Here is a 23,031-nt window from a genome sequence, read left to right on the forward strand (position 1 = left end):
TTGATGGCAATTTACGCGCAAAGCTAAAAATAGCCCTTCAATTGGCGCTCTGGATCCCGCCGCTACGGACGGCTTGCCCTTGGCGTCGTAATTTATCCGCAATATCTTTCGAAGCCTGTTTGAAAGCCCACCGAGGAATTGGAGGATTATCTGAATTTAGAGCATCCTTTTCAGTAAGAAACTTTCTCAACGCAGCGTGTCTTTCCTTAGGATCATCCGCGAAGTTGATAGTCACTGAGTGATATACGCGAAGTCGATTGCGTAGAGACTTTTGTTTGTTCCCAAATTCACGATAACGGGCCGCACGTTCGGAAGGCTTTAAGAACGTTAGAATGGAACCGAGAACGGCTGCTGCAGATGAAATCACAGTTGAAAAGACGATTAGAAACGATTGCACGGTAGGGTCAGAAGAGATGCCCTCCGAAGCAGAGATTGCCCCCAGAGCGGTGGCGCAAGCAGATAAAATAACGATTGTGACGCCAAGGCAGATATTATAAAGCTCCCATCTTTGAGCAACGGCAAAATTGGATGCAGAGGTTGTTTCTGTGTCTCGTTCTAATTTCTGTATTTGAAGTCTTATTTCGCGATCTACATCTTCATTCATTGGAGTTGTCCTTCTTATTTAAAAATAAGTGAATTTTCCATTATTAATTAATATTCATATTCAGTAATTTTGTCATCAAAATTTTCTAATATTTCTACGGTTTAATGTAAAAATTTAACATTATTGCCGGGATCGCAAAATCGGCGCTTTCTGGCAGCGTTCTTGGCTAGCTGACTGAGCCACCCCCATCTTTCCAATTTCGAGGCACCCATGGCAACCGACCTGGAAAAGCTCGTCGTGCAGCTTTCGGCCGACATCAAAGGCTATCAGCGCGAGATGCAGAAGGCCGCGAATGTGACCAGTTCACAGGCCCGCGCCATCGAGAACCGCCTGAAGAAAATGGATGGCCGGTTCTCGGCGCTTGGTACGTCCATGGCGAGGGGCCTCATTGCTCCGATCGCCGGGATCTCGGCGGCGCTGACGGTGGATTCCGTCATCCATTATGCCGACGCCTGGACCAGCGCCAAGAACAGCCTGGCGGTGGCCGGCGTCGTGGGCGTTAATCAAGTCGCGGTCCTCGACCAGATTTACAACTCGGCCCAACGCAATGCAGCGCCGATTGGTGCCATGGCCGATCTGTTCGGTAAGGCTGCGCAATCCGGCGATGCGCTTGGAGCGTCTCAGGCCGATTTGCTCAAATTCACGGATGGCGTCGGCACGGCTCTGAAGATCGAGGGCAAGTCTGCCACCGAAGCGCAGGGTGCGCTGACGCAGCTCGGCCAGCTGCTCGGCTCGACCCGCGTCCAGGCCGAAGAATTCAATTCGGTCAATGAAGGGGCGCGACCGATCCTGATCGCCGTTGCCAACGGCCTCAGCGCTGCGGGCGGTTCTGTCAGCAAGCTCAAACAACTGGTCAACGATGGGACCGTGTCCAATCGGGACTTCTTCCAGTCGTTCCTGAAGGGATTGCCGACCATCCAGGGCATGGCCGCCAATGCCACCCAGACGATAGAACAGGGCGTGACCAAGGTGAACAACGCTTTCACCCGCTATATCGGCCAGACGGATGAAAGCCTTGGCGCATCCCAGCGCCTGGTGGCTGGATTGAATGCCTTGGCGGATAATTTCGAGCATACGGCCGATGTCGTCCTGAAGCTCGCTTCTGTGATTGCGGCTGCCCTGGTTGGCCGGTCGATTGCTCTGATGATTGCCAATCTTGGCCTCGCCACAGCGGCTGTTTTCCGGCTGATCGCGGCGCTGCGGGCTGCATCGTCCATGGCTGGTATTGCGACCGCCATCAGCGGCATCGGTGCTGCGGCGGGTCCGCTCGGTCTGATCATCGGCGGAACGGTCGTTGGTGCGCTTGCGCTGTTTTCCTCGTCGTCGGCAGAAGCCAGTCAGGCGGCAAAGACCTATGCGCAGGCCCTTGCCCAGGTGCAGGAGCGCGCCAAGGAGGCGGCAACCAGCGTCGAAGGGGCGGCCAACTCGATCAGCGAGCGGACCCGCAACGCGCTGTCGGGCGGTGTCGAAGAGGGGAAAACCCAGATCGAGGCGGCAAAGACAGCCGTGCTCGATCTCTTCACCCAGATCATCAACAATGCGCCACGCCGCCTTATCACTGAGGACCAGCTGAAGTCACTTTCGGATCTGCGCGACGGTTTGAAGGATGGCAAGGTCAGTGCAGCCGGTGCAAGCGATGCACTCTATGCGCTCGCCAATTCCAACCCCAAATTCCAGAAACTGGCCGATCAGCTCGCACCACTGCTCGACAGGCTGAAAGAGGCGGTTGCCGCGACCGCTCTTTTGCAAAAGCAGCTTGGCAATGTCTCGACCATCGATCCGAAGGTCGCATCGGGCTATGGTCAGTATTCGAAGTCGCGCCAACAGGGCGAGGAGATGCTGCGGCTGGGCAAGGCCTATGCCGATGAAGCCCAGCGGCAGAACACGCTGTCGAAGGATCAGCTCGCGGTCGAGAAAGAGATCGCCAAGATCAAGGCCGATCTGCAAAAGAACGGCGGCACTCTGCCCGACGATCAGATCCGCAAGCTGGCACAGTCGAATGTGACGGCCGACAATCAGCGGTCCAGTTTGTCCGACAAAAAGACCAGGGTGCCGAGAGCGACGGCAGACGATCGGCTGGATATGGACATTCAGTCGATCCGGGATCGCACGGCAGCTCTGGTCGAGGAACAGGCGGTCGTCGGGCAATCCTACCGTCAGCAGGAAGCTCGTCGGATGTCGCTCGATCTCGAACAGCAGGCGCTCCAGGATGTTCGTGAAGAGGCCCGGCGCAACAATGATGAGAATTGGCGCACGGTCCAACTGACGCCTGAACAGATCGCCAAGATCAAAGCTGCGTCAGACGCTTATGCCGAGCAGGCCGATATCCTGCGCAAGGTCGAGGACGCCCAGCAACGGTCGCAACAGGCAGCACAAGAGTTCTACGATACCGCCAAGTCAGCCTTTTCCGATGTGATCATGGGGGCCGAAAGCTTTAGCGATGCCCTGTCCGGCGTTCTCAAAAAGCTGGGCGAGTTGGCCTTGAACAGTGCGTTTGACGGCCTGTTCGGCGGATCGTCCGCCACCAGTAGCGGCGGTTGGGTGGCCAACGCTTTCAAGGCGATTGGCTTTGCTGATGGCGGCTATACCGGGGCGGGGGGTAAATATGAACCTGCCGGTGTCGTGCATAAAGGCGAGTATGTCTTTGATGCCGATGCCGTTCGAAAGGCTGGCGGGCCTGCTGGCCTGGACGCCATGCGAAAGCGGCTCAAGGGCTATTCCAGCGGTGGCTATGTCGGACCAAGTGCGCCGCGCATGCCCGATCTGTCCCGGGCGGCGTCCAGCAAAGCCAGTGCTGTCCAGATCAGCATTAATCCGGTGATCGACAATCGCGGGGCTTCTGTTGAGGCTGTGGCACGACAAGAGCAGGCGATGAACAAGCTGCAAAAGACCTTGCCGACACAAATCATCAATGCGGTGCGCGATGCCAGAGCGAGAGGTGTTAAAATATGACAGCCATTATAAAAGCCTATGACATGTGGGCGATCTATGCTGCGGACTTCCGAATGGCGACGATCAGCTTGGATGGAAAGTCATCCGTCCTGATTTTTGATGAGGCTGACGCGGATGCTCTTAAACTCTGCGTCGATAGTCTCAAAGCCAAACCGGATAGCGCCCGCTTCGACTTCTACAGGGATTTGCTCGGTAATCGTCCCCTTCGCGGACCTGATGGCATTTTGATGCAACTCGTCGAACCATGATAGGTCGGCTGTTCCTTTTGCTGTCGCCAACGCCTTCACGACTTCCCGTAGAGCGCCGTGGTACGCGATTACAGCCGCTCCCAGATATCGTTCCGCGTTTTCCTTGTCATAGCTGGCTTTCACTTTTTCCCTCCATCTAATTGGTGAGGGAAAGAAGCATGGCTACAATCCAAAGTCGAGTCTCTTGTGACCGTTGTTTATCCTATTGACCTGTTGGTGGACTTTCCGGGCTGGACAACCAAGTTCGAACCGCTGTTTCGCCAGGAGCAATCGCGCACCGCTGGCGGAGTGACTTACACCAAGGATCTGGGGTCGCCGCTGTGGTCGGCGGCCTATCAGACAAAACAGTTGAAGCCGAATGAGCTGGACGCCTGGCGGGCGCGGATCGAGGTGCTGGAAGGCGGGCTGCAATATTTCCGGGGGTATTCACTGTCGCGGTCCCGGCCCATTGCCTATCCGACTGGCAAGCCCGTGCCGGACAATGGCGTGGTGCTGTCGGCCATCGGCGGTGACAATAAGAGCGTGACGATCTCCGGGCTGGGTGCCGGTTATGTGGTCTCGGTTGGCGACATGATCGAGATCGCGGGCAGTGGGCTTTACCGTGTTGTCGAAGGCGCGGTTGCCAATGGGTCCGGTGCTGCTGGTGCCTTTGAGGTGCGCCCGCATTTATGGCCGGGAACGGCTGCGGGGTCTGCTGTCACACTGCTGCGGCCCTCCTGCACGATGATGATCGTGCCGGGGTCGATTTCTTCTGAAGCCGATGCGTCCACCGGGCGCGGCTCTGTGTCTTTCCAAGGTATCGAGGTGCGCTGATGCGCTTATATCCTGCTGCAATTACCAACGCGCTTTCGGCGCGGCAATTGGTGGCGCGTGATTTTCTCTGGATCATCGCGCGCGACCGAACCACTGGAAACCCGGCTGCTGTCGGATTCTGGTCGGATGTCGGCAATGTTTCTGCCGAGGTGGTCCACCCCGACACGGGCAACGCTGATATCAGGAGCTTTTACGGCTCCGGCACATTGATCAGCGTCACGGAAATCCCGCTGGTTTCGACGCTGGAGGCGCAAAGCGTTACCATCACCATGTCCCAGATTGACGATATGGTGGCGCAGGCTGTCCGGCTCTACGATTGCAAACAGGCCCGCGTGGAAATCTATCGCGGCCTGTTTTCGCCGCAAACCCGCAAGCTGGTGTCTCCGGCAGAACTTCGGTTCCTGGGCTTTATCGACACGATAGAGATCAAGAACCCCGCCGAAGGCGACACCGGCGCGGTGACGCTGACCTGCGCCTCCCATATGCAGGAAATCACCCGGTCCAACCCCGACACTCGGTCGGATGCCAGCCAGAAGCTGCGCAGCTCCACCGATAATTTCTATCAGGATACGGCGGTGGTTGGCGATTGGGAGCTGTTCTGGGGACAGACCAACGGCAAAATCTCGACCAGCAAGACCAGCAGCATGGCCGATTTCCTCAATAACGCTCTGGCGAAAAATGGTTAGGCCTGGCACCTCGGCTGACCGCTTTGCCGTCATCGATCTCTTACGGCAAAGCCATGCGGCGGCGGGCTATGCCTTTCGGTTCGAGGCGGCGCGGGCCGATGCGCTGTATCGCCTGCACCTCGATAATCCGATGGCGTGTGCGCTGCTGCTGGAGCGTGACGGCATTGTCTGTGGCCTCTTGATGGCCTCAGCTTTCGATCATCCCTTCGGGGCTGGGCTGATGGCCAAGGAAACGGTGTGGTTCATCGCACCGCAGGCGCGGGGTCGCTCCGGCCTTATCATGCTCGATGCCTATGAGGCATGGGCCAAATCCATCGGCTGCACCTCGATCGGCATGGCGGCGCTGACCACCAACGATGTGTCGAGCCTCTATGTCCGGCGCGGCTATGCACCTGCCGAGACCCATTTTATAAAACCCCTCTAAGGGCATCCCATCCATGGCAATTTTTTCTGGCATCGCCGCCATTGTCAGCGGCGTGGCGTCGGCACTTGGCGCGGTCTCGACCTTTATCGGCGGTATGGGCATCATCGGCTCGACGCTGCTGAAGGCGGCGGTCGGCGTTGGTTTGAACTATCTGGCCTCGGCTGTCGCGGGCAAGAACAAGGCCTCGACCGCAAGCTTTGCCGTCAATGGGCAATTGCAGTCCGGTGGCACCGTGTCGCGCTCGATCATCTTCGGGATGACGGCCACGGCTGGTTCTCTGGTTTATGCCAATACATGGGGCAATGCGGGCAAGACACCGAATGCCTATGTCACCCAGGTCATTGCGCTCGCCGATGCACCGATCAAGTCGGTGCTGGTTGCGGTGGTCAATGGCGTGGCCTGTGAGATCGATTTTGATCATCCGCATGCTGAATATGGCTGGCCGGTCCTGGAGTACCGCAAGGGCAGTACCGATTACCTCTGGCTCAAGTTTTACGATGGCACGCAGACCGAGGCGGATAGCTTTCTGGTTGGTCGCGTCTCGTCCCCAGACCGGCCCTATGAGGCAACCCGTGTCGGCCATGGCGTTGCCTATGTGATCGCCACCTCGCGTGTGAACCAGGAGCTATTTTCTGGTTTCCCATCCTTCAAGTTCGTGCTGGATGGTATGCGGCTTTATGATCCCAGCAAGGATAGTTCTGTCGGTGGCAATGGTGCGCAGCGCTGGAGCGACGCCTCGACCTGGGGCGGCGACGGCGACCGGCTGCCTGTTGTCCAGCTCTATGCCCTGATGCGCGGCATTCGCTGGAACGGTCAATGGCTCTATGGCCTCCAGACCGTCACCGAACGGCGCTTGCCTGCCAGTCACTGGATTACCCAGATTGGCAAATGCCGCACCCTGATCGAAGGTGCGGATGGCATGGAGGCCACCTATCGCTCTGGCGCGGAGGTGCAGGTCAGTGCCGCCATCCAAGACGCGGCGCAAGCGATGCTGACCGCTTGCAATGGGCGGCTTGCCGAGATCGGCGGCACCTATAAGCCATTCATCGGCGTGTCGGATGAACCGGTCATGACCTTTACCGACGCCGATATTCTGTCCACCGAAGAGCAGAGCTTTGCGCCGTTCTTCGGTCTGTCCGATACGGTCAACGGGATCTCCGCGTCCTATCCATCGCAAGATGACGCTTGGAATATGACGGAAGCCCCGCCGCTCTATAACGGCGATTACGAGGTGGAAGACGGCAACCGCCGTCTGCTGTCGGATGTCAGCTTGGACTTCGTGCCTTACGCTGCGCAGGTGCAGCGGCTGATGCAATCGGCCTTGAAGGAGGCGCGCCGCGCCCGTCGTCACACCATTTCCATGCCGCCAAAGTTTGGGGCATTGGAGCCGGGTGACATTGTCTCCACGTCCAGCAATCGCAATGGCTATGTCGAGAAGCGGTTTCGGGTCGATGGTGTTCTCGATCAGCCAAACCTTGATGTTGTCTTGGATATCACGGAAGTTGATCCGACCGATTACAGCTGGAACCAGGGCACGGATTATAAGCCGCCGGTCACCGGCAGTCTGTCCAGCGGGGTGCCTGCTGCGCAGTCCACGACGGGATGGAGCGTTGTCGCCGGATCTGTCACCGACAGCGACAGTCAGGATCGCAGGCCCGCTATTGTTGTGTCCTGCACCGCCGATCTCGATGACGTTGCCCGTGTGTGGGTCAAGGTGCGCGTTAAAGCCACGGGCATTGTCGTTTATGACAGCGATGCTCATCCTTATGCTGGCGCTGCGACCTGGACGCTGTCTGGTTCCTGGTGCCTGGCGCTGACAGAATATGAGGTGCAAGGCAAGTTGGTGCCGGTGTCCAGCCGCGAAACCGTCGCGTCTGACTGGCTTTCCGTCACCACGCTGAACCTGTCGGAATCAACTGACGTTCTCGACAACTCCATTACCACGGCCAAGCTTGCCGATGCGGCGGTGACGGCGTCCAAGATCATGGACGAGGCGGTCACCAATCTGAAGCTGGCGGATGCGGCTGTTGGCACGTCCAAGCTTCAGGTCGCGGCGGTGACGGAAGAGATTTTGGCCTCCGGTTCGGTCATTGCCGATAAGTTGGCCGAAGCAGCGGTCACCGGGGCAAAGCTTGCTGCTGAGGCGGTCGATGAGACCAAGTTTGCCGCCAGCATTGAGCCGGTGCACGTTGTTACCGCACTGCCGACCAGCCGCGTGTCTGCCTATGTCACCTTCAATGGTGAGGCCTATCGCTGGAACGGTGCGTCCTATGTGAAGACGGTGGCGACGGCTGAACTGACCGGGCAATTGATCGGTTCGCAAATCGCTGACCTTGCCATTGTCGCCTCCAAGATTGCTGACGGGATTATCACCGGGACCAAGGTCGCCGCCGACACCCTCGGTGCCAATAACCTGGCGGCGAACTCGGTCACGGCCAAACAGTTGGTGCTGACAGACTTTACCAATCTGGTGCCTGACAACCAGATGCAGAATCCCGGCAGCTCTTGGGTTGGGTCCGGCTGGTCGTCCTGGACGGACCCCTATCTTGGCGGCATGGCGTCCCGGTCGCAGATGAAGTTCGCCTATGTGGCGGGCGCGACCGGCTATGGTGGCGAGCTGCTCGGCAAGGCATTTCCGGTCCAAGCCGGTGCGCAGTACCGGGTGACGGGATCGGCCTATTCGAACGGCAATCAATCGCCGCTCTTGCGGATAAAATGGCTGGATCGTACCGGTGCGCTGATCAACTACGTCGATTTCCTTGCGGGTGATCGCGGGGCCGGGATTGCGACGGCGACCGTCAATCTGACGGCCCCGACAGGTGCCACGCAGGCGGTGATGGCCGCCTATGTCTGGCGCACGACGACCAACAGTGATGTCTATGTCGGCGGTTTTGTTGTCCAGAAGCGCAATGCGGCCGAGCTGATCATTGACGGCACGATCCTTGCCAACATGCTGTCGGCAGGCTCCGTGACCACGGACAAGCTCGCTGCCAATTCCGTCATAGCGGGCAAGATTGCGGCGGGCGCTGTCAATACCGACCAACTGGTTGCCGGTGCAGTGACGACGGCAAAGGTCGCCGCCGGTGCCATCACCACCACTCTGCTGGCGGTCGGTCAGGGCGCGAACTTCATCAAGAACTCGGACTTCTCGGCCGGGATCACCGGCTGGGGTGTGGAATATGCCAATGCCGATCTCGGCAATTGGACCATGACCCTTCGGACCGACACCTTCGCTCCCGTACCCGGCGCGCTGGAAATCCGGCAGGTCAATGGGACGCAAGGGCTTGAGATCGGCGCCACCTATAAGAAGGACGGCTCCAACTACGACTATATCTCTGTGGAGGGCGGCAAATGGTATGAGCTGTCGACCTATTACCTCGGGCATCGCTGCAACGGCATCCAGCCTTACATCGCCTTTGCCAATGCGGCAGGCAATGTCCTGTCCTTTGCCAATGCTGGCGTGTTTCCCGCAAACCAGAACATCGATCCGGGCAAACAGCTGTCCAATTATCAGCGCGCCTGGTTCAAAGCCCAGGCACCGGCTGGCTCGGTCTATGCCTGGATTTTCTTCCGTCACAAGGGAACGATCAACGGGCAGAACGATAGCTATCTCTGGATCCACAAGCCGTTCTTCGGGGAGGCGACCGCCAATCAGAGCGAACCGACGCCGTGGTCTGCGGCCGGCGTCACGCTGATCCAGAACGGCAATATCGTTGCGGGATCGGTGCAGGCCGATAGCCTGGCTGTCAATTCGGTCATTGCCTCCAAAATCTCGGCCGGTGCGATCACCACGCCTGCCATTGCGGCCGGTGCTGTCGTTGGCACCAGCATTGCTGCATTGACGATCACCGGCACGAACATCGCGGCCGACACCATCGGCACAGACAAGCTGGCTGCCAATTCCGTGACAGCCAAACAGCTTGTGTTGACCGACTTCACCAACATGGTGCCTGACAACCAGATGCAGGATTTTGGAACCTCCTGGACCGGGGTCAATTGGCAATCATGGACCGACCCTTATGTCGGCGGCATGGCATCGCGTTCCCAGGCTCGATACCCCTATGTTGCGGGCGCGACCGGCTATAGCGCTGAACTGGCGGGGAAGCTTTTCCCCGTGCAAGGCAGCACGCAGTACCGGGTGACGGGAACAGCTCTTGGCATCGCCAATCAGTCTCCGCTGTTGCGGATCATTTGGTACGACGCAGCCGGAAACCTCATCTCCTTTATCGACTACCTCGCCGGGGATGTGGGGCCAGGGTTTCGCACGGCAACCGTCAATGTAACATCGCCCGCAAATGCCCGGCAGGCCCGGATGACGGCTTATGTCATGCGGACAACAACAACCGGGGACGTCTATGTCGGCGGCTTCGTCGTCAACAAGCGCAACGCCGCCGAGCTGATCGTCGACGGCGCGATCACCGCCAACCAGCTCTCGGTCAACAGCCTCAGCGCCATCACCGCAAACCTTGGCACCGTAACAGCCGGCGAGATCCGCAGCTCGAACGGCAAGATGATCATTTCCCTCAACGCCGGCACGATCCTGATCACCGACTAAATGGACTGGAGATTTCTATGAGCAACAGACTGTCCATCACACCGGGCCGGATGATCGTCACCAAGGCGGGATACGATGCGGCCGATCTTTCCGTCGCCGATCAAAACAAGGTCTTTGACAGTAATTGGGGCTTTACCGGCCTGATCATCGCGCGGGGTCAGATGACTGATCCCGCGCCTGCAAGCGGTTCCGGGTCAGAGGCCTATGCGACAACAACGAGCACGCCGCTTGTCATCACGTTCCCGACCGTGGGCTATGCCCCTGCGGCTTATGTCTTCAACGACTACACACCCAACGCCAACAGTTTTCAGTCCCAAGGCGGCGTTGGGATGATGTGCACCGAACCGGTCGGCAACAAATTCGCCAGCACACCGCCGACGATTGCTGACGGGTCAATCACCATTCCGCGACGACAAATGCCAAACCCTAGTTACTACGAGCGCTTCACCGGCGTCATCCGCTACATCGTGTTTGCGATTTCCCAATGACCAACAGAATTCACATTGGCAGCCTGAACGGCGAAGTCGGGATTTTCATCAGCCAGCCCGGCGATGATGTCTATGCACCCACCAAGAGCCGCTTGCTCGATACGCGATTTGAGACGCTGGACCTGCACGTCAAGGGCAGCGTCAACATGCAAAACACCTATTACAACACCTCGACGCTGACAGCGACGATCTATTACAGCGAGATCACTTTCCCGGATCTGGGCTATACGCCGATCTTTCATGCCTCATTTTACAATCGCTTGAGCGGGCTTTCCGACCTGCCAGTCGGCAGTTGCTTTTACCCGACCACCTGGGGGCAGAACGACCGGCGCAGCAACATGGCGAACGCGCTGAGCGCCAGCGACGGGCAGAGCAATATTCTCCGCTATACCGGGGCCTGGCTTGCCAACAACACCACGCTGCGGGCCAAGGTGGTCATTCTCGATACCTCGACCGACACCAACAGGTTTCAGTTCTGCTACATGATTTTCAAGAATAGGGCCGTGGGATGACCAACAGGATCTTCATTGGCCAGAACGGCAACAGCTATCAGATCCGGGTGTCGAAAGCGGGCTATGACGTGACTACTGTCACCGACCCCACGCAGCTCGCGTTCTATGAGACGCTTTCCGGCCTCGTGCCGTTTGAACAGGGGCTGGTCACGGTCGCATCAGGCGCGACGGTGAGTGTCACCTTGACCGGCACCTATACCTATTACCCGTTCATCGTGCTGCGCAACAACCTCAACCAAGTGCCGGGCAATTGGTATTACGCGCGCCTGACGCTCTCCAGCAAATCCCTCACGTTCAAGAACAATTACAGCGCCAGCATGGTGATCAAATACTGCGTGTTTCGAGAACTCGACTGGTAACGAAAGGAAAACCGACATGTACAATATCAGCAGCATGTATGAGGCCATGGTTGATGGCGTCATCGTCGAGGTCACGGCCGGACGCTCCAGCCGATGGGCAGCCATGGCCGCCTGGTGGCTTGGTCGCCAGCAGATCCTCAATGCCCGCACCTTCTGGTACGGCGTCGCGGCCCACATGACCAACGGCCTGACCTCGGAAGAACAAGAGGCCATCCAAGATCAGCTGTTGAGCGACGAGCGGGTCTATCTCTCTGCCGTCACCGAACTGCCGGCCATTCCCGACTTCGTTGCCAGCACCGTGGACGGCTGGGTCAACGTGCCGATCTCCGACGAGACGTTGAAGGCGCGCTATCAGCTGGCGATCCAGCAGTTCATGAACGCCAAGGCGCGCGAGCGCGGCTATGACAGCCTGACCACCGCCGTCACCTATGTTGGTGACAAGCACCCGACCTTCGCGGCCGAGGCCGCAGCACTCAAGGACTGGCGGTCCGATGTGTGGGTTTATTCCCTGGCCGAGCTGGAGAAGGTGATCGCCAAACAGCGGCCGATCCCGACGGTTGCCGAATTCCTCAATGAGCTGCCGGCCTTTACTTGGCCCGAAACCCAAAGTGCGGAGGCCTGAGCCATGAGCATTCTCGAAACGGCGCTGCGTGAGCGCAACAAGATGCTGGAACAGCAGGCCGATCAATATGCGGGTGCGGTGGACAGTCTGTCGAACAGGTTGGCGGAGGCGCTGCGGCGGCTCGCTCCGCATGATCCTGATTATGTCAGGGGTGAAGCGCCGGACTTGGTGCCGGACGCGCCAACTCTGCCTGTCGAGGACCATGGCGGATCTGTGATGCCTCTTACGGTTCACGAAGAATAGAGAGCTACGCCAGATCATCCAGATCGACGCCAAGAGCTTCTGCGATCTTCTTCATCGTCGCAAAGCTTCCGTCCTTCTTGCCGCTCTCGATCTCGGAAACATAGCGCGCGCTGATACCGGCCTGTTCGGCCAATTCCCGCGCCGTCATCTTGCGAAACGTGCGCCAGACCTTGACCGGATTGTCACCGGCAAGAAGCTGGTTGACGACTTCGGCGGGCACGAGCACGTCGTCACCTGCGGCAATATCCGCCTTGACCTTGTCCGCTGCTGCGATGTCGCTGCGGTCGATTGGGTTGTTGGTAGTCATGCCACTGTTCTCGGTCTACCTGCCTGCCTGGGCCGATAATGTGCGTGCATGATAAGCGGATCACGCTGGCTGGCGCGCATGAGCATTTTGATCGCATTGCTGACCGGCGTCCCCGCCCGGTAGTTTTTCCAACTGCGCAGCGAAACGCCGAGAAAATCCGCCGCTTCGTTGTTTGAGAGGCCCATTTCCTCCTGCCACTTGTGAAGATCCTCCGCGTTGAAATCGCGCTGGTCTTCGGCAATCTGAAACAGGTGATAGGCATCGATGGCCAAATCATCGCCTGCCCATTCCACCGTCGCGCCGTAATCGGCAACGGTGGCTGTTGCCCATAGGTCAACAGACTTGAGGGCGGTCAAGAGCGGGCCGCCTGTCGCCACCCAGCCGGTGAGCTGAGCAGTGGATTTGCGACCATCCTGCCATTCAATCTTCAGCACCATGTTCGGCGCTGTCTTCAGCGATTTGATGCGGGGCATATCCATGTCGTTCTCCTTCACGCAATCGGGAAACGCGGATTGGTCCGGTTCCATTCTACGGCAATGACTGCACGGTGTTCAGTGGCCCATTCCAAGGCAATCTGTTCGGCCTTTCGAGGTAGTTTTCCACGGATAATGTCGAGTGTTGCGATTTCCACCAGAGCATCGGCATCCGGGGTGATGATGTGGAAGTGCGGTGGCAAATGGTCATTCGCATAAACCCGGATGATGATGTTTCCGATTTGAACCAGCTTGCCCATGCGCTCCTCATTTCGATGCGGAAAACATAGGGCATGAAATGCACCACGTCAATAAAGTGGTGCATAAATTACCCTACAATAGGAGTTTGTAATGGATCGCGCGAAATTCTTCGCGGCGGTGCGCTCGTCGCTGTTTGGCGGTGCGCTCACGCAAAATCAGGTCAATGGCATCACGGCCATTCTCGACGCTTGGCGGGCCAGCGATATGACCGATCTGCGGTGGCTGGCTTATATGCTTGGCACGGCCTTCCACGAGACTGCGCAAACGATGCAGCCGGTGCGCGAAACGCGAGCGGCTTCGGATAAACAGGCTATCGCCATTCTGGATCGCTCTTGGGCAAAGGGTGAAATGCCTTGGGTGAAATCGGCCTATTGGCGGATCGGCTCGGACGGCAAGAGCTGGCTGGGGCGTGGCTATGTGCAGCTCACTCACAAGGGCAACTATATCAAACTCGGCGGTGCAATCGGCGTTGACCTCGTCACCAATCCGTCGCTGGCGATGCGTGAAGACGTTGCCCTGAAGGTGATGTTTGTGGGCATGGGCGAGGGGCTGTTTACCGGGGCCAAGCTTGGACATTTCTTCGTCGGCGCTAAGGCCGATTGGCTGAATGCCCGCCGTATCATCAACGGCAAGGAACGGGCGGCGGATGTGGCCGGTTACGGCAAGGCGTTCCATGCGGCGCTGATGGGGGCGGCATGAACACCAACCTCCTCCACAACATCATCAACACGCTGATCGCGGCGATCCCGGCGCTGGCGCTGTTCGACTGGACGCCGTTCTTCAGCGAAGCGGTTTCCTTGAAGATCGTTGGGCTGCTCGGCCTTGCCAAGATCCTGATCAACACCTGGCGCGATGGGCCTGCGGGGATGATGAAGCCCCAGCCTCCGGTTGGTTGGCAACCGGCTGATGACCGCGACGGCAAGGGTGATTGCCGATGATCTCTATCGCCCTGACTGCCTGGAGTGCTTTCAAGGCGCTCCGCGAAAAGCTCGACTGGCGCGGCATCGCCTTGATTGCTGCTGTCCTCATCGCCGGGCTAGGCCTGCATCGCTGGGCGTCGTCGCTGAAAGAAGCTGGCCGGACTGAGATCCGCCAGCAATGGGCCGAAGCCCAACGTAAGGCCGACTTGCTTCAGCTCGCCAAGATCGAAGCCCAACAGAAACAGATCAATGCCGCCGATGCGGCCTTGGTCGCCACGATGGCCGCCCATGTGGAGCAGGCCGCAGGACTTGAGGCGGCGCTGGAAGATGAAAGGAAAAGGAATGCGAAACCGAATGCTGCTGGCGTTGCTGCCGTTGCTGCTTGCACTGTTATCCCTGAAGGGGTGCGAAACGCTCTCAACGCCCTCGGCGCAACCGATCGCTGAACGCAAGGCCAGCGTTTCAGCCAGCATCATGGCCGATTGTACCGGGCCGACCTTCATCCCTGCTGGCGCGGATTGGGAAAAGGAATACCGGCTCTGGGGAAAGGACCGAAAGGCGCTGGTCGATTGCCGCGCTCTCAATGCTGCAAAGGCGAACACCATCAATGCGCTTCAAGGGGACGGAACGTGACCGAAGACAAAGCGGCAAAGCCGCTGAAATACAATATCAACAATGGGCTGCCGAGCAGTTGGATCTGCTCGACTGCAAGAGCGCCAATCGGGTCAAGGGCTGTGCACTTAACGCCGCCGATCTGGCACCCGGATAACCACAGAGGGGCAGGGGATGTCTGAGAAGTTTTCAACAGTGGCAGAGGTACTGACTGCCTGGTTTGGCGGCGCTGGCACCACCATCATCGGCGCCATAATGGGGCGTGCCATGTGGCATGGGCAGGAAGTCCGCCGCACCCACCGCCGCCCCCTCGGCCCAGAACTGTTGTGGGAACTGCCGATCGCGATCAGTATGGCGCTGATTGGCGAGGGGCTAGCTGGATGGCTGGATCTCGGCCAGCCGGTTGCAACGGGGCTCATTGCGGCGCTGGCCTATCTCGGACCACGCGGGGCCGAGGTATTGTTTATGAAATGGTGGATGGGCAGAAAACCGCATTAACAAAGAAGTTAGCCTGGCAGGCTCCCCGTTCACCCTAGGTGTGAGTCGGACACGAGTTCCACCGATCCATGCTGTGAAATATTCACAAACAGATCCTCATTTTGAACTATCTAAATTTAACCCAATCGAAGTAGGATAGCGCTAATAAACACGTTCGCTGCAAGTCCTAACCTCGAGATAAATGCTCTGAAACCAGCGCTTTAAAAGGCTAAAAATACATCTATGTTAGTGTATTTTGAAAACATGTTTCGAGCGTTTGAAAAGATAAGTCAATAATATGGAAGAAAAAAATACAATCGGTAATGTAATATGGTGGTGCTGCTTTCTGGAAAGTGGCGATAGAATCTATGAATCAATTTCTGAAATTGGTATTTTACTAAAAAAATCCGGGCAACAACTTATAGTATTAGGTCAGCCTGGTGACTATACAAAATATATAGGCTTTGAACACATTGCTGTATCGGTCAGCCTGGTTGCGCAAGGCTTAGAACTTAATGACATTCCGGGGACTTCATCATTGCCGATGACGCTAACTAGTCTCCCGGAGCTGCTCGAAACAGAAAGTTTTTGGTCTGGTGCAAAGCCAACATTTCAAACCGAACTATGCATACTCAAGGCAGCAAGGTTCTGGGAGAAATCGTTCGAGATAATGCAGCCCTCGTTGATCATTGCATGGGGTTCTTCTGCGCCTTTTTCAAGGTTACTGTTGCGCATCTCAAATCTAACGCAGACACCTAGTTATGTGGCTGAGAGAGGCTTAACAGAAAACACCCTGATGTTTAATTTGCTTGGGCAATGTATAGTTAGTAATATAGGGACAAAAATATCATATATAAAAAGCAAAGTTACAATTAGCGACGTAAAAAAAGAATGGATTATTATAAGGGACTATTACAAAAATATAGCAGAAAGACAATATAAGAATTCGAGTAATGTAAATGTAAGAAATATATTAAATAAAATATCAAGACGTGGTCCGGTCGTACTTTTTCTTGGGGCGTTTGATCTGGGTAGTGGTTTAGCCTTCAGTAACAAATCACTGGGCGGCCGTTTCGCGCGCGCTCACAAATCATCTCAAGAAGCGGCCCAGGCGGTTGCGGATGCGTTGAGTATCAGTCATCCGGGCGCTACGCTTATCAACAAGTCGCACCCAGCATCACCCTACGAAGTGATTTCTACTTCGTCGGATATATATGTAATAAATGTCCATGACGCAGATTTTAGAGAACTAATTGAATTAAGCGACATCATTGTGACGCCTATTTCTACAACGCAGATTTACGGATTTATTTATAATAAGCCGGTTATAACACTTTCAAACAGTTTTTTTTCTGGAAGAGACATAACGTACGATGTGACAGATGAGTATAGCTTGGAAAATGCGATAAATGACGCAATAGAGCATGTTGATTGGCAGAATAAATTTGAAAGAGCTAAATCGTTAATAGTAGATCTTTTTAGGGATGAATTTATTGGCTTGACCGACGACGTGCCTTGTCGCTTGCAGATTGCTGACCTGGTACGCCATTTTACGCTATTCAAAAGCTACAAACCCTATAATTTTGAGGACGCAAAGGCACGTCTTGAGAACTACTACCTACTCGAGTCCTTTGCAAAAAGCCGGCCAATTCAATGGTCGACCGAACAAATTAAATCATTCATCGGTGTTGAGCACTGGAACCTTATTGCATCAGAAATTATAGGCGGTTCTAATCGCGCGTTGGAAGCTGAACTTCAGAGCAGGATCGGCCTGAAGCACTTCGGGGGCGACCTGGCGGCGAATATAGAAGAGGCATTCAAAGAGTTCGTCGGCAGTTCTAATCGCGCGTTGGAAGCTGAACTTCAGAGCAGGATCGGCCTGAAGCGCTTCGGGGGCGACCTGGCGGCGAATATAGAAGAGGCATTCAAAGAGTTCGTCGGCAGTTCTAATCGCGCGTTGGAAGCTGAACTTCAGAGCAGGATCGGCCTGAAGCGCTTCGGGGGCGACCTGGCGGCGAATATAGAAGAGGCATTCAAAGAGTTCGTCGGCAGTTCTAATCGCGCGTTGGAAGCTGAACTTCAGAGCAGGATCGGCCTGAAGCGCTTCGGGGGCGACCTGGCGGCGAATATAGAAGAGGCATTCAAAGAGTTCGTCGGCGGTTCTAATCGCGCGTTGGAAGCTGAACTTCAGAGCAGGATCGGCCTGAAGCGCTTCGGGGGCGACCTGGCGGCGAATATAGAAGAGGCATTCAAAGAGTTCGTCGGCGGTTCTAATCGCGCGTTGGAAGCTGAACTTCAGAGCAGGATCGGCCTGAAGCACTTCGGGGGCGACCTGGCGGCGAATATAGAAGGCACCTTCCATGAAATGATCGAAGATGTAAACAAAAAATATAATGATATAATAAACGCGTCCCAAATTCAAATTGAATATCTTGATGCCGAAAATAAAAATTTCCAAACAAGAGAAGAAGAATATTGCAAATTAATTGAAAAACTACACAGTGAAATTTTTGATATTTCTGCGGATTCAAACAATAAACAACAAATAATGTATAATGAGATTTCCGGCCTTCGTAGGAATTTAGGCATTCTTGAAGATGAGCTTCGAGAATCTAAGGAAGGCTACCTAGAAATTGACGAGGCTCACACGAAGACGAAAGTGGCGGTTGAAGTAATTTCCACATGGGTGATTAGCTCGACCCGCAAAAGGCACGCCTCCCGCTACAACGGGGTTTGGAAACTGAAAAGAAGATCGGACGTTGTCTGTGAGATAAATCCTGTACAATACCTGATAGCGAATCCAGATGTCGCAAAAGCGGGCATGGATCCGATCGATCATTGGCTGCGCTACGGAAAGCGCGAGGGACGAAGCACGGGAGGTCAGGGCTGACCCATTCAGCTATCATCCCCAGGCGACTTAGTTTGCCTCCACATATATATAAAAGGTAGAATACCAAAATGACACTAACGGACAAGAAGCTGAAAATTGTTGCCTTTGTACCTGCAAAAGGTGAGAGCTCCCGCGTACCGTCAAAGAACACTAGGATTTTGGACGGCGATTTATTGTTCCGGCGTAAATTAAGGCAACTCCTGCGATGCTCAATGATTGACGAGGTGTGGCTCGATACTGAGTCCGAAGAGATAATTTCTCTTGCGGAAGGCCTCCCGGTCAAAATACTAAAGAGGGATCCTAATTTAGCGACCAATGCGACGGATGGACACGAGATGTTTGCTAACGAATGCTCCGCGTCGCCGGATGCAGATATCGTGATACAAGCGCTTTGCACCGCACCTTTCCTTGATGAAGTCGGTATATCCCGGGCCATCGATGAGCTGTTGGCTCACTCGGAATGCGACAGCTTGGTGGCGACGCGTAAGGTTCGCCAATATGCTTGGGAAGATGGAAAACCCAATTATGGAACTGGACGCATACCAAACAGCAGTGATTTGAAACAAACTACTTTGGAATGCATGAGTCTCTACATGGTGAAAAGGACGAGTGAGTCCTTCGAAAAGCGTCGTTTCGGGACATCGCCGCTCCTTTTTGAACTCGCTGAAATTGAAGATCTCGATATAAACTATGAGGCAGATTTGGAGCTGGCCGAGACGATTTGTCTGGGACGACGTATGAAAGAATTTAACTATTTTCGCTTGATTAAACATCACCTTTCTTCGTCGATTATTTCAGATGTCTCGAAAGAGATGGGATATTCGTTCATGCTTGACTCCGCGTTGCGGGAGATATCTGCAGGCAAAATTCTCGGCCGTGTTAAAACATTACGCTTAGGTGGTTTGCACGAAAATGAACGGAATATCAACGAAAGTGATGCGTGGAAGGGAATCTACAAGGCACTTCAGTCTTATAGTTTTGTACGAACAGGGGATGTAATCGTAGTTGAAAATGAAGTTCCAAGCCGAGCTTATTTCGGTGACTTAAATTGCCATTTAGCCATACGTGCTGGCGCTGTCGGCGTTTTGGTAGATGGTTTTACCAGGGACGTAAGCCACGTGAAAGCTATGGGAATGCCAGTTTACGCCCGTGGCGCATGGAGTAATGACATCAAGTACGAGGGCACCACTCTTTCATACAATCTCCCAATCACTGTCGGAGGAGTTTCAGCTTCAAATGATGATGTGATTTTTGCAGATTCTGAAGGAGTTTTGATTATTCCGCAGCACATTTGGCCCGACGTGTTGGAACGTTCATTACAAGCTGTTTCTAACGAGTCTGGTATCCGGACCAAGCTTATTAATGGTGCCGCTGTTGCGGAAATCATCAATGAGCATGGATTTTTCTAAGCGATCATGGATTAACTTCGGGGGAACGGGGCGCTTGCATTATAACACTAATCGGCTGGGTAGTGCTCGCTGCTTTACAAAGCATTCGGACTATATTTTTGTAAGAAGGGGACGTTCTGAGTGAGCAATGCCGAGGGCTACAGAGTTGGGAGTTGGGCTGTTCAAGGCTGCGTCGATACAACGCAAGAATCTTTGGTATGGCCGATCGTCGAATTTCATGGATGGGTTGCATTTCGTGGGTCAAGAAAGGAATTTGACATCTACCTGAATGGTGTGAAACTCGAAATTCAGAGTTTTGGCAGTAGGCAGGATGTCGAAGAGGCGATGGGAGCCGGATGGGATGCGATTGGTTGGAGCGCTGTCTGTGATGTAGGTCCGACCGCACGTGATAACGGGCATGCCCTGGAGCTTGAGATACGTGTTATAAGGCAGACGATTGCACGTAAATATTTTCGCTACAGAGACCGTTTTGAAGCTGGAACTTCGCCACTTAAGATCGTTCTCCATATGCCAAAAACAGGCGGTACAAGTCTTCGTATGGCACTTGAAGAGTACCGGCATGATCTCTTCATTTTGCCCATTTATAATGGTGATTTTACCAGGATAAATGGTCTATCGACATCCTCTGTTGATAAGGTCGATGTGGCCTATGGCCATACAAGTTATGGTGTTCATCATCATATTGCGCGCCCGGCTACGTACATGACTGTTCTTCGTAACCCGTATGATTTTGTGTCGTCCCTATATTTCTATTCGAAATACGTTCAGCAGGATGCAGATATGATAGAAAAGTCTAATATAATTGAGGCTTTGAAGAGTCTAAAGCGTCCAGAATTTGACAATTATTATACAAGATCTATTTCAGGATTGGATGCTGCTCTTCCTGTTACAGAAGAACACCTCGAAGAAGCTATTTACCACATTGATTCTCATTTTTCTTTCATTGGACTGGCGGAGCGTCCTCGGGAAAGCTTAAAGACGTTCAGCCGAATTTTCGGATTACCACTTTCATACATGAGTGAAAATATAACCCCGCTTCTTGTAGAGCGAGAATATATTGACCCTATCGAGGTCAATGATGCTATCCGCAAACATGTCGGTCTGGATCTTAAGCTCTATCAATATGTATTGCGGAAGTTTTGGAACATGGAAATCGCCTAGTGTATCGATCAAGACGAATAGCGCGTCTAAGAATTCCAACCGAAGTGACTTATGCTTCGGCTGGAGATGTCTTCATCGAACACTTTTGATGTTAACGCCGCCGACCAAACTCGGCTTGACATCATGGAAACGACGCTGATTTTCGCTCAGAAAGTGCTGATCGAGGCAGAATAGCGAGACTTCTCATGACATCATGGGCGCCGTCGTGAACAGGAAACAAGCCCACCAGTTAACCATCGTTTGTTGCAAGTAAGTCAAAGTTCTTAGAGCTTCCCCACGCGTCAAAATTCTTTACACTCCGGAATCGAGATAATTCTTCTCTCGACGCGCTCGACAAATAGGCAATAAAAGGCTGAACAGCTTCCATAGGTGCAATCTCCAGCTCTAGTTTGAGATGCAAATCCCGATATTTCTTATCAAACCTCGCCATTCCTTGCATCAAGGAAGGGCTCGCGGTGTTTTCGACCTCAGTTAACGATCTTCCCTTATCTAATACAAAACCAATTTCCTGCTCTGAACGATTATAAGAATAGCCTATTACAGACGCATGGGGCGCCGTAAACATTAATTCTGCAATCACACGGTTCTCGTAGATCGATTGTATTTCACCTTGTGTAATTGTATCGCTGTTAAGCAAGCTTCTCATACGCAACGTCTTACTGCGTTCTATCCGTTCAGGCGTATCCACAAGGCACAGAAAGTATCCAGACAACTCAACATCGAGCATCTCGGAAAGGGCCCGCGAAAACGCTTCAACCGTTGTTCCAGACCAACCAACGTCCACTAGGCCAAGCTTCGTACCCGGCTTAATGCCCAAACTCATAAGGTAAATGAATAAAGCTTTTCTATTTTCAGCCGCGCGGTTTATTATAGCCCACTTATAGGAAACCAAAAAATCCAAAATCCTATCTATATTTTCTTCGGTTATCACTACATCATCACCGAGACCTATATCATTAAGAAATTCTGGAGACGGGCATTCAACATCTATACGTTCTAATACCTCATGCGTGCTTAGTCCGAAGCATCCGGAGACGAGGAAAGGCAAAAATTTAAAAAAATTATCGGCAGTTATAGCGCTCATGTTGAACGAAGTTCGGGATCCTCTGAAGTAGTTCGTCCTTATTGAATTGCTTTCAAATAAATCACCAGCAACTTCCTCCAAAATATAACCGTCACGAGATATAAACAGAAGGTGTTCAATTTTATCTCGTTTTGTTTCTTCCACTAAAAATTCAATGAAAGCCGATAAGGCTGGGCCGCCATACCTGAAGCCGATCTCCTCAAACTTGTTCGAAAATTCGGATCTTTCCGTTCTATAAAGGGAAAAAGCAAGCGATTCAGAAAATTTCGCAGGTGATTTGGGCTCGTCCCGCAACTCGACATAATGATACGTCTTTAACGATTTCTCTTTTGCCCGTTCAACGTCGGATCTCAAGCTGTCGCCTACGTGCAGGATACGAGTAGGCTCAATTTCGAGAGCGCGGGCTGCCAAAGAGAAAATTTCTCCATGATCGCGTTTGGTTGCATTTAGTTCAGCAGAAACAAATATTTTATCGAATTCCAAGTTGTGGCGGGTTAGAAGTTTTTCAAAAAACGCCCTTGGAAGGTACATATCCGAAATTATCGCAATTTTTTTTGTTTTTCGACAAAAATTATAAAATTCTATCATTTCTTTGTTTGGGTATAAAAGCATTTCCTCCATCTCGACTTCAAATGCTCTCACTTTCTGCTTAGTGAAAGCAGGTAAGTCGAAACACGCATATATGTCATCAAACAGAATTTCTTTTCTGTTTTCAGAGTGCATTTTTTCGAAACCCAAGCGCTGGGCCTCCTGACGTAGCGTCCGGAAGTTTGCAATTTTAAACTTCTGCCCGATTCCGTCAAATAGGTCCTCTGGATCCCGAAGAGGCCGCACAAATAAAGTATCAAAGAAGTCGAACGTGACAGCGTCGATGGTATGTTGTATTTTTTTATATTGTGAGAAAATGTCGAGCTGCTCGTCCAAAATTATG

The 23,031-nt window shown here is 53.9% G+C and carries 24 protein-coding genes; 18 read left to right on the forward strand and 6 right to left on the reverse strand.

Translation table 11 applies throughout. The annotated features are described in order from the left end of the window. Positions 1-37: 37 nt before the first annotated feature. Positions 38-604, reverse strand: a complete 567-nt coding sequence (locus FS819_RS06170; protein WP_156547894.1) for an SLATT domain-containing protein — start codon at positions 602-604, stop codon at positions 38-40. A 210-nt stretch (positions 605-814) separates the two neighbouring features. Between FS819_RS06170 and FS819_RS06175 the strand changes: the two genes are divergently transcribed. Next, entirely contained in the window at positions 815-3,556 is a 2,742-nt protein-coding gene (locus FS819_RS06175; RefSeq protein WP_156547893.1) for a tape measure protein, read from the forward strand. A gap of 80 nt (positions 3,557-3,636) precedes the next feature. On the opposite strand, the gene FS819_RS06180 is transcribed toward FS819_RS06175, so the two are convergent. Beyond that, positions 3,637-3,927 carry a hypothetical protein gene (locus FS819_RS06180; protein ID WP_156547892.1) on the reverse strand — a complete coding sequence of 97 codons (291 nt, stop codon included), beginning with the start codon at positions 3,925-3,927 and terminating at the stop codon, positions 3,637-3,639. A 63-nt stretch (positions 3,928-3,990) separates the two neighbouring features. Between FS819_RS06180 and FS819_RS06185 the strand changes: the two genes are divergently transcribed. Genes FS819_RS06185 through FS819_RS06225 form a run of 9 tightly spaced genes read left to right on the forward strand, consistent with a single transcriptional unit; the run spans position 3,991 to position 12,506 of the window. Then, entirely contained in the window at positions 3,991-4,617 is a 627-nt protein-coding gene (locus FS819_RS06185) for a hypothetical protein (RefSeq protein ID WP_234625159.1), read from the forward strand. Next, a complete protein-coding gene (locus FS819_RS06190; protein ID WP_156547891.1) occupies positions 4,617-5,303 on the forward strand; it encodes a hypothetical protein in 687 nt (228 codons plus the stop codon). Before FS819_RS06185 ends, FS819_RS06190 begins: the two co-directional genes overlap by 1 nt. Next, a complete protein-coding gene (locus tag FS819_RS06195) occupies positions 5,296-5,727 on the forward strand; it encodes a GNAT family N-acetyltransferase (RefSeq protein WP_156547890.1) in 432 nt (143 codons plus the stop codon). Before FS819_RS06190 ends, FS819_RS06195 begins: the two co-directional genes overlap by 8 nt. Positions 5,728-5,740: 13 nt before the next feature. Further along, complete coding sequence (locus FS819_RS06200; protein ID WP_156547889.1) at positions 5,741-10,282, forward strand: phage tail protein; 4,542 nt, start codon at positions 5,741-5,743, stop codon at positions 10,280-10,282. A 17-nt stretch (positions 10,283-10,299) separates the two neighbouring features. Further along, positions 10,300-10,770, forward strand: a complete 471-nt coding sequence (locus FS819_RS06205; protein WP_156547888.1) for a hypothetical protein — start codon at positions 10,300-10,302, stop codon at positions 10,768-10,770. Then, positions 10,767-11,282, forward strand: a complete 516-nt coding sequence (locus FS819_RS06210; protein WP_156547887.1) for a hypothetical protein — start codon at positions 10,767-10,769, stop codon at positions 11,280-11,282. The genes FS819_RS06205 and FS819_RS06210 overlap by 4 nt, the downstream gene beginning before the upstream one ends. After that, complete coding sequence (locus FS819_RS06215) at positions 11,279-11,641, forward strand: hypothetical protein (protein WP_156547886.1); 363 nt, start codon at positions 11,279-11,281, stop codon at positions 11,639-11,641. The genes FS819_RS06210 and FS819_RS06215 overlap by 4 nt, the downstream gene beginning before the upstream one ends. Positions 11,642-11,657: 16 nt before the next feature. Next, positions 11,658-12,263, forward strand: a complete 606-nt coding sequence (locus FS819_RS06220; protein WP_156547885.1) for a hypothetical protein — start codon at positions 11,658-11,660, stop codon at positions 12,261-12,263. Positions 12,264-12,266: 3 nt separating this feature from the next. After that, positions 12,267-12,506: a hypothetical protein gene (locus FS819_RS06225; protein WP_156547884.1), complete on the forward strand. Its 240-nt coding sequence runs from the start codon at positions 12,267-12,269 to the stop codon at positions 12,504-12,506. A 4-nt stretch (positions 12,507-12,510) separates the two neighbouring features. Here FS819_RS06225 and FS819_RS06230 read toward each other — a convergent pair whose 3' ends face one another. From FS819_RS06230 to FS819_RS06240, 3 genes are read right to left on the reverse strand one after another with little or no spacing between them, the layout of a single operon-like run. Next, positions 12,511-12,813, reverse strand: a complete 303-nt coding sequence (locus FS819_RS06230; RefSeq protein WP_156547883.1) for a helix-turn-helix domain-containing protein — start codon at positions 12,811-12,813, stop codon at positions 12,511-12,513. Next, positions 12,810-13,292: a hypothetical protein gene (locus tag FS819_RS06235; RefSeq protein WP_156547882.1), complete on the reverse strand. Its 483-nt coding sequence runs from the start codon at positions 13,290-13,292 to the stop codon at positions 12,810-12,812. Before FS819_RS06235 ends, FS819_RS06230 begins: the two co-directional genes overlap by 4 nt. Positions 13,293-13,303: 11 nt before the next feature. After that, on the reverse strand, positions 13,304-13,546 hold the full coding sequence (locus FS819_RS06240; protein WP_156547881.1) for a DUF4160 domain-containing protein: 243 nt from the start codon (positions 13,544-13,546) through the stop codon (positions 13,304-13,306). 91 nt (positions 13,547-13,637) lie between these two features. On the opposite strand from FS819_RS06240, the gene FS819_RS06245 reads away from it, so the two are divergent. The 8 genes from FS819_RS06245 to FS819_RS06280 all read left to right on the forward strand — a co-directional run bounded on the left by FS819_RS06245 (position 13,638) and on the right by FS819_RS06280 (position 21,016). Continuing rightward, positions 13,638-14,246 (forward strand): glycoside hydrolase family 19 protein, encoded by a 609-nt coding sequence (locus tag FS819_RS06245; RefSeq protein ID WP_156547880.1) that lies wholly within the window; start codon positions 13,638-13,640, stop codon positions 14,244-14,246. Further along, the gene (locus FS819_RS06250) at positions 14,243-14,485 is read left to right on the forward strand and encodes a hypothetical protein (RefSeq protein WP_156547879.1); all 243 of its coding nucleotides are present in this window, start codon (positions 14,243-14,245) and stop codon (positions 14,483-14,485) included. Before FS819_RS06245 ends, FS819_RS06250 begins: the two co-directional genes overlap by 4 nt. Then, entirely contained in the window at positions 14,482-14,913 is a 432-nt protein-coding gene (locus tag FS819_RS06255; RefSeq protein ID WP_156547878.1) for a secretion protein HylD, read from the forward strand. Before FS819_RS06250 ends, FS819_RS06255 begins: the two co-directional genes overlap by 4 nt. 28 nt (positions 14,914-14,941) lie before the next feature. After that, on the forward strand, positions 14,942-15,100 hold the full coding sequence (locus FS819_RS06260; protein WP_156547877.1) for a hypothetical protein: 159 nt from the start codon (positions 14,942-14,944) through the stop codon (positions 15,098-15,100). 153 nt (positions 15,101-15,253) lie between these two features. Beyond that, positions 15,254-15,577 (forward strand): phage holin family protein, encoded by a 324-nt coding sequence (locus FS819_RS06265; protein WP_156547876.1) that lies wholly within the window; start codon positions 15,254-15,256, stop codon positions 15,575-15,577. 277 nt (positions 15,578-15,854) lie between these two features. Next, positions 15,855-18,446, forward strand: a complete 2,592-nt coding sequence (locus FS819_RS06270) for a hypothetical protein (RefSeq protein WP_498724360.1) — start codon at positions 15,855-15,857, stop codon at positions 18,444-18,446. Positions 18,447-18,514: 68 nt separating this feature from the next. After that, positions 18,515-19,855 carry an RraA family protein gene (locus FS819_RS06275; RefSeq protein ID WP_156547874.1) on the forward strand — a complete coding sequence of 447 codons (1,341 nt, stop codon included), beginning with the start codon at positions 18,515-18,517 and terminating at the stop codon, positions 19,853-19,855. A 120-nt stretch (positions 19,856-19,975) separates the two neighbouring features. Further along, positions 19,976-21,016 (forward strand): hypothetical protein, encoded by a 1,041-nt coding sequence (locus FS819_RS06280; protein ID WP_156547873.1) that lies wholly within the window; start codon positions 19,976-19,978, stop codon positions 21,014-21,016. Positions 21,017-21,245: 229 nt separating this feature from the next. Here FS819_RS06280 and FS819_RS06285 read toward each other — a convergent pair whose 3' ends face one another. Further along, complete coding sequence (locus tag FS819_RS06285; protein WP_156547872.1) at positions 21,246-23,024, reverse strand: HAD-IA family hydrolase; 1,779 nt, start codon at positions 23,022-23,024, stop codon at positions 21,246-21,248. Positions 23,025-23,031: the final 7 nt, after the last annotated feature.

Origin of the sequence: Allorhizobium sp. Av2, from assembly GCF_021462805.2 — a bacterium.
GTDB classification, from domain to species: Bacteria; Pseudomonadota; Alphaproteobacteria; order Rhizobiales; family Rhizobiaceae; genus Allorhizobium; species Allorhizobium vitis_G.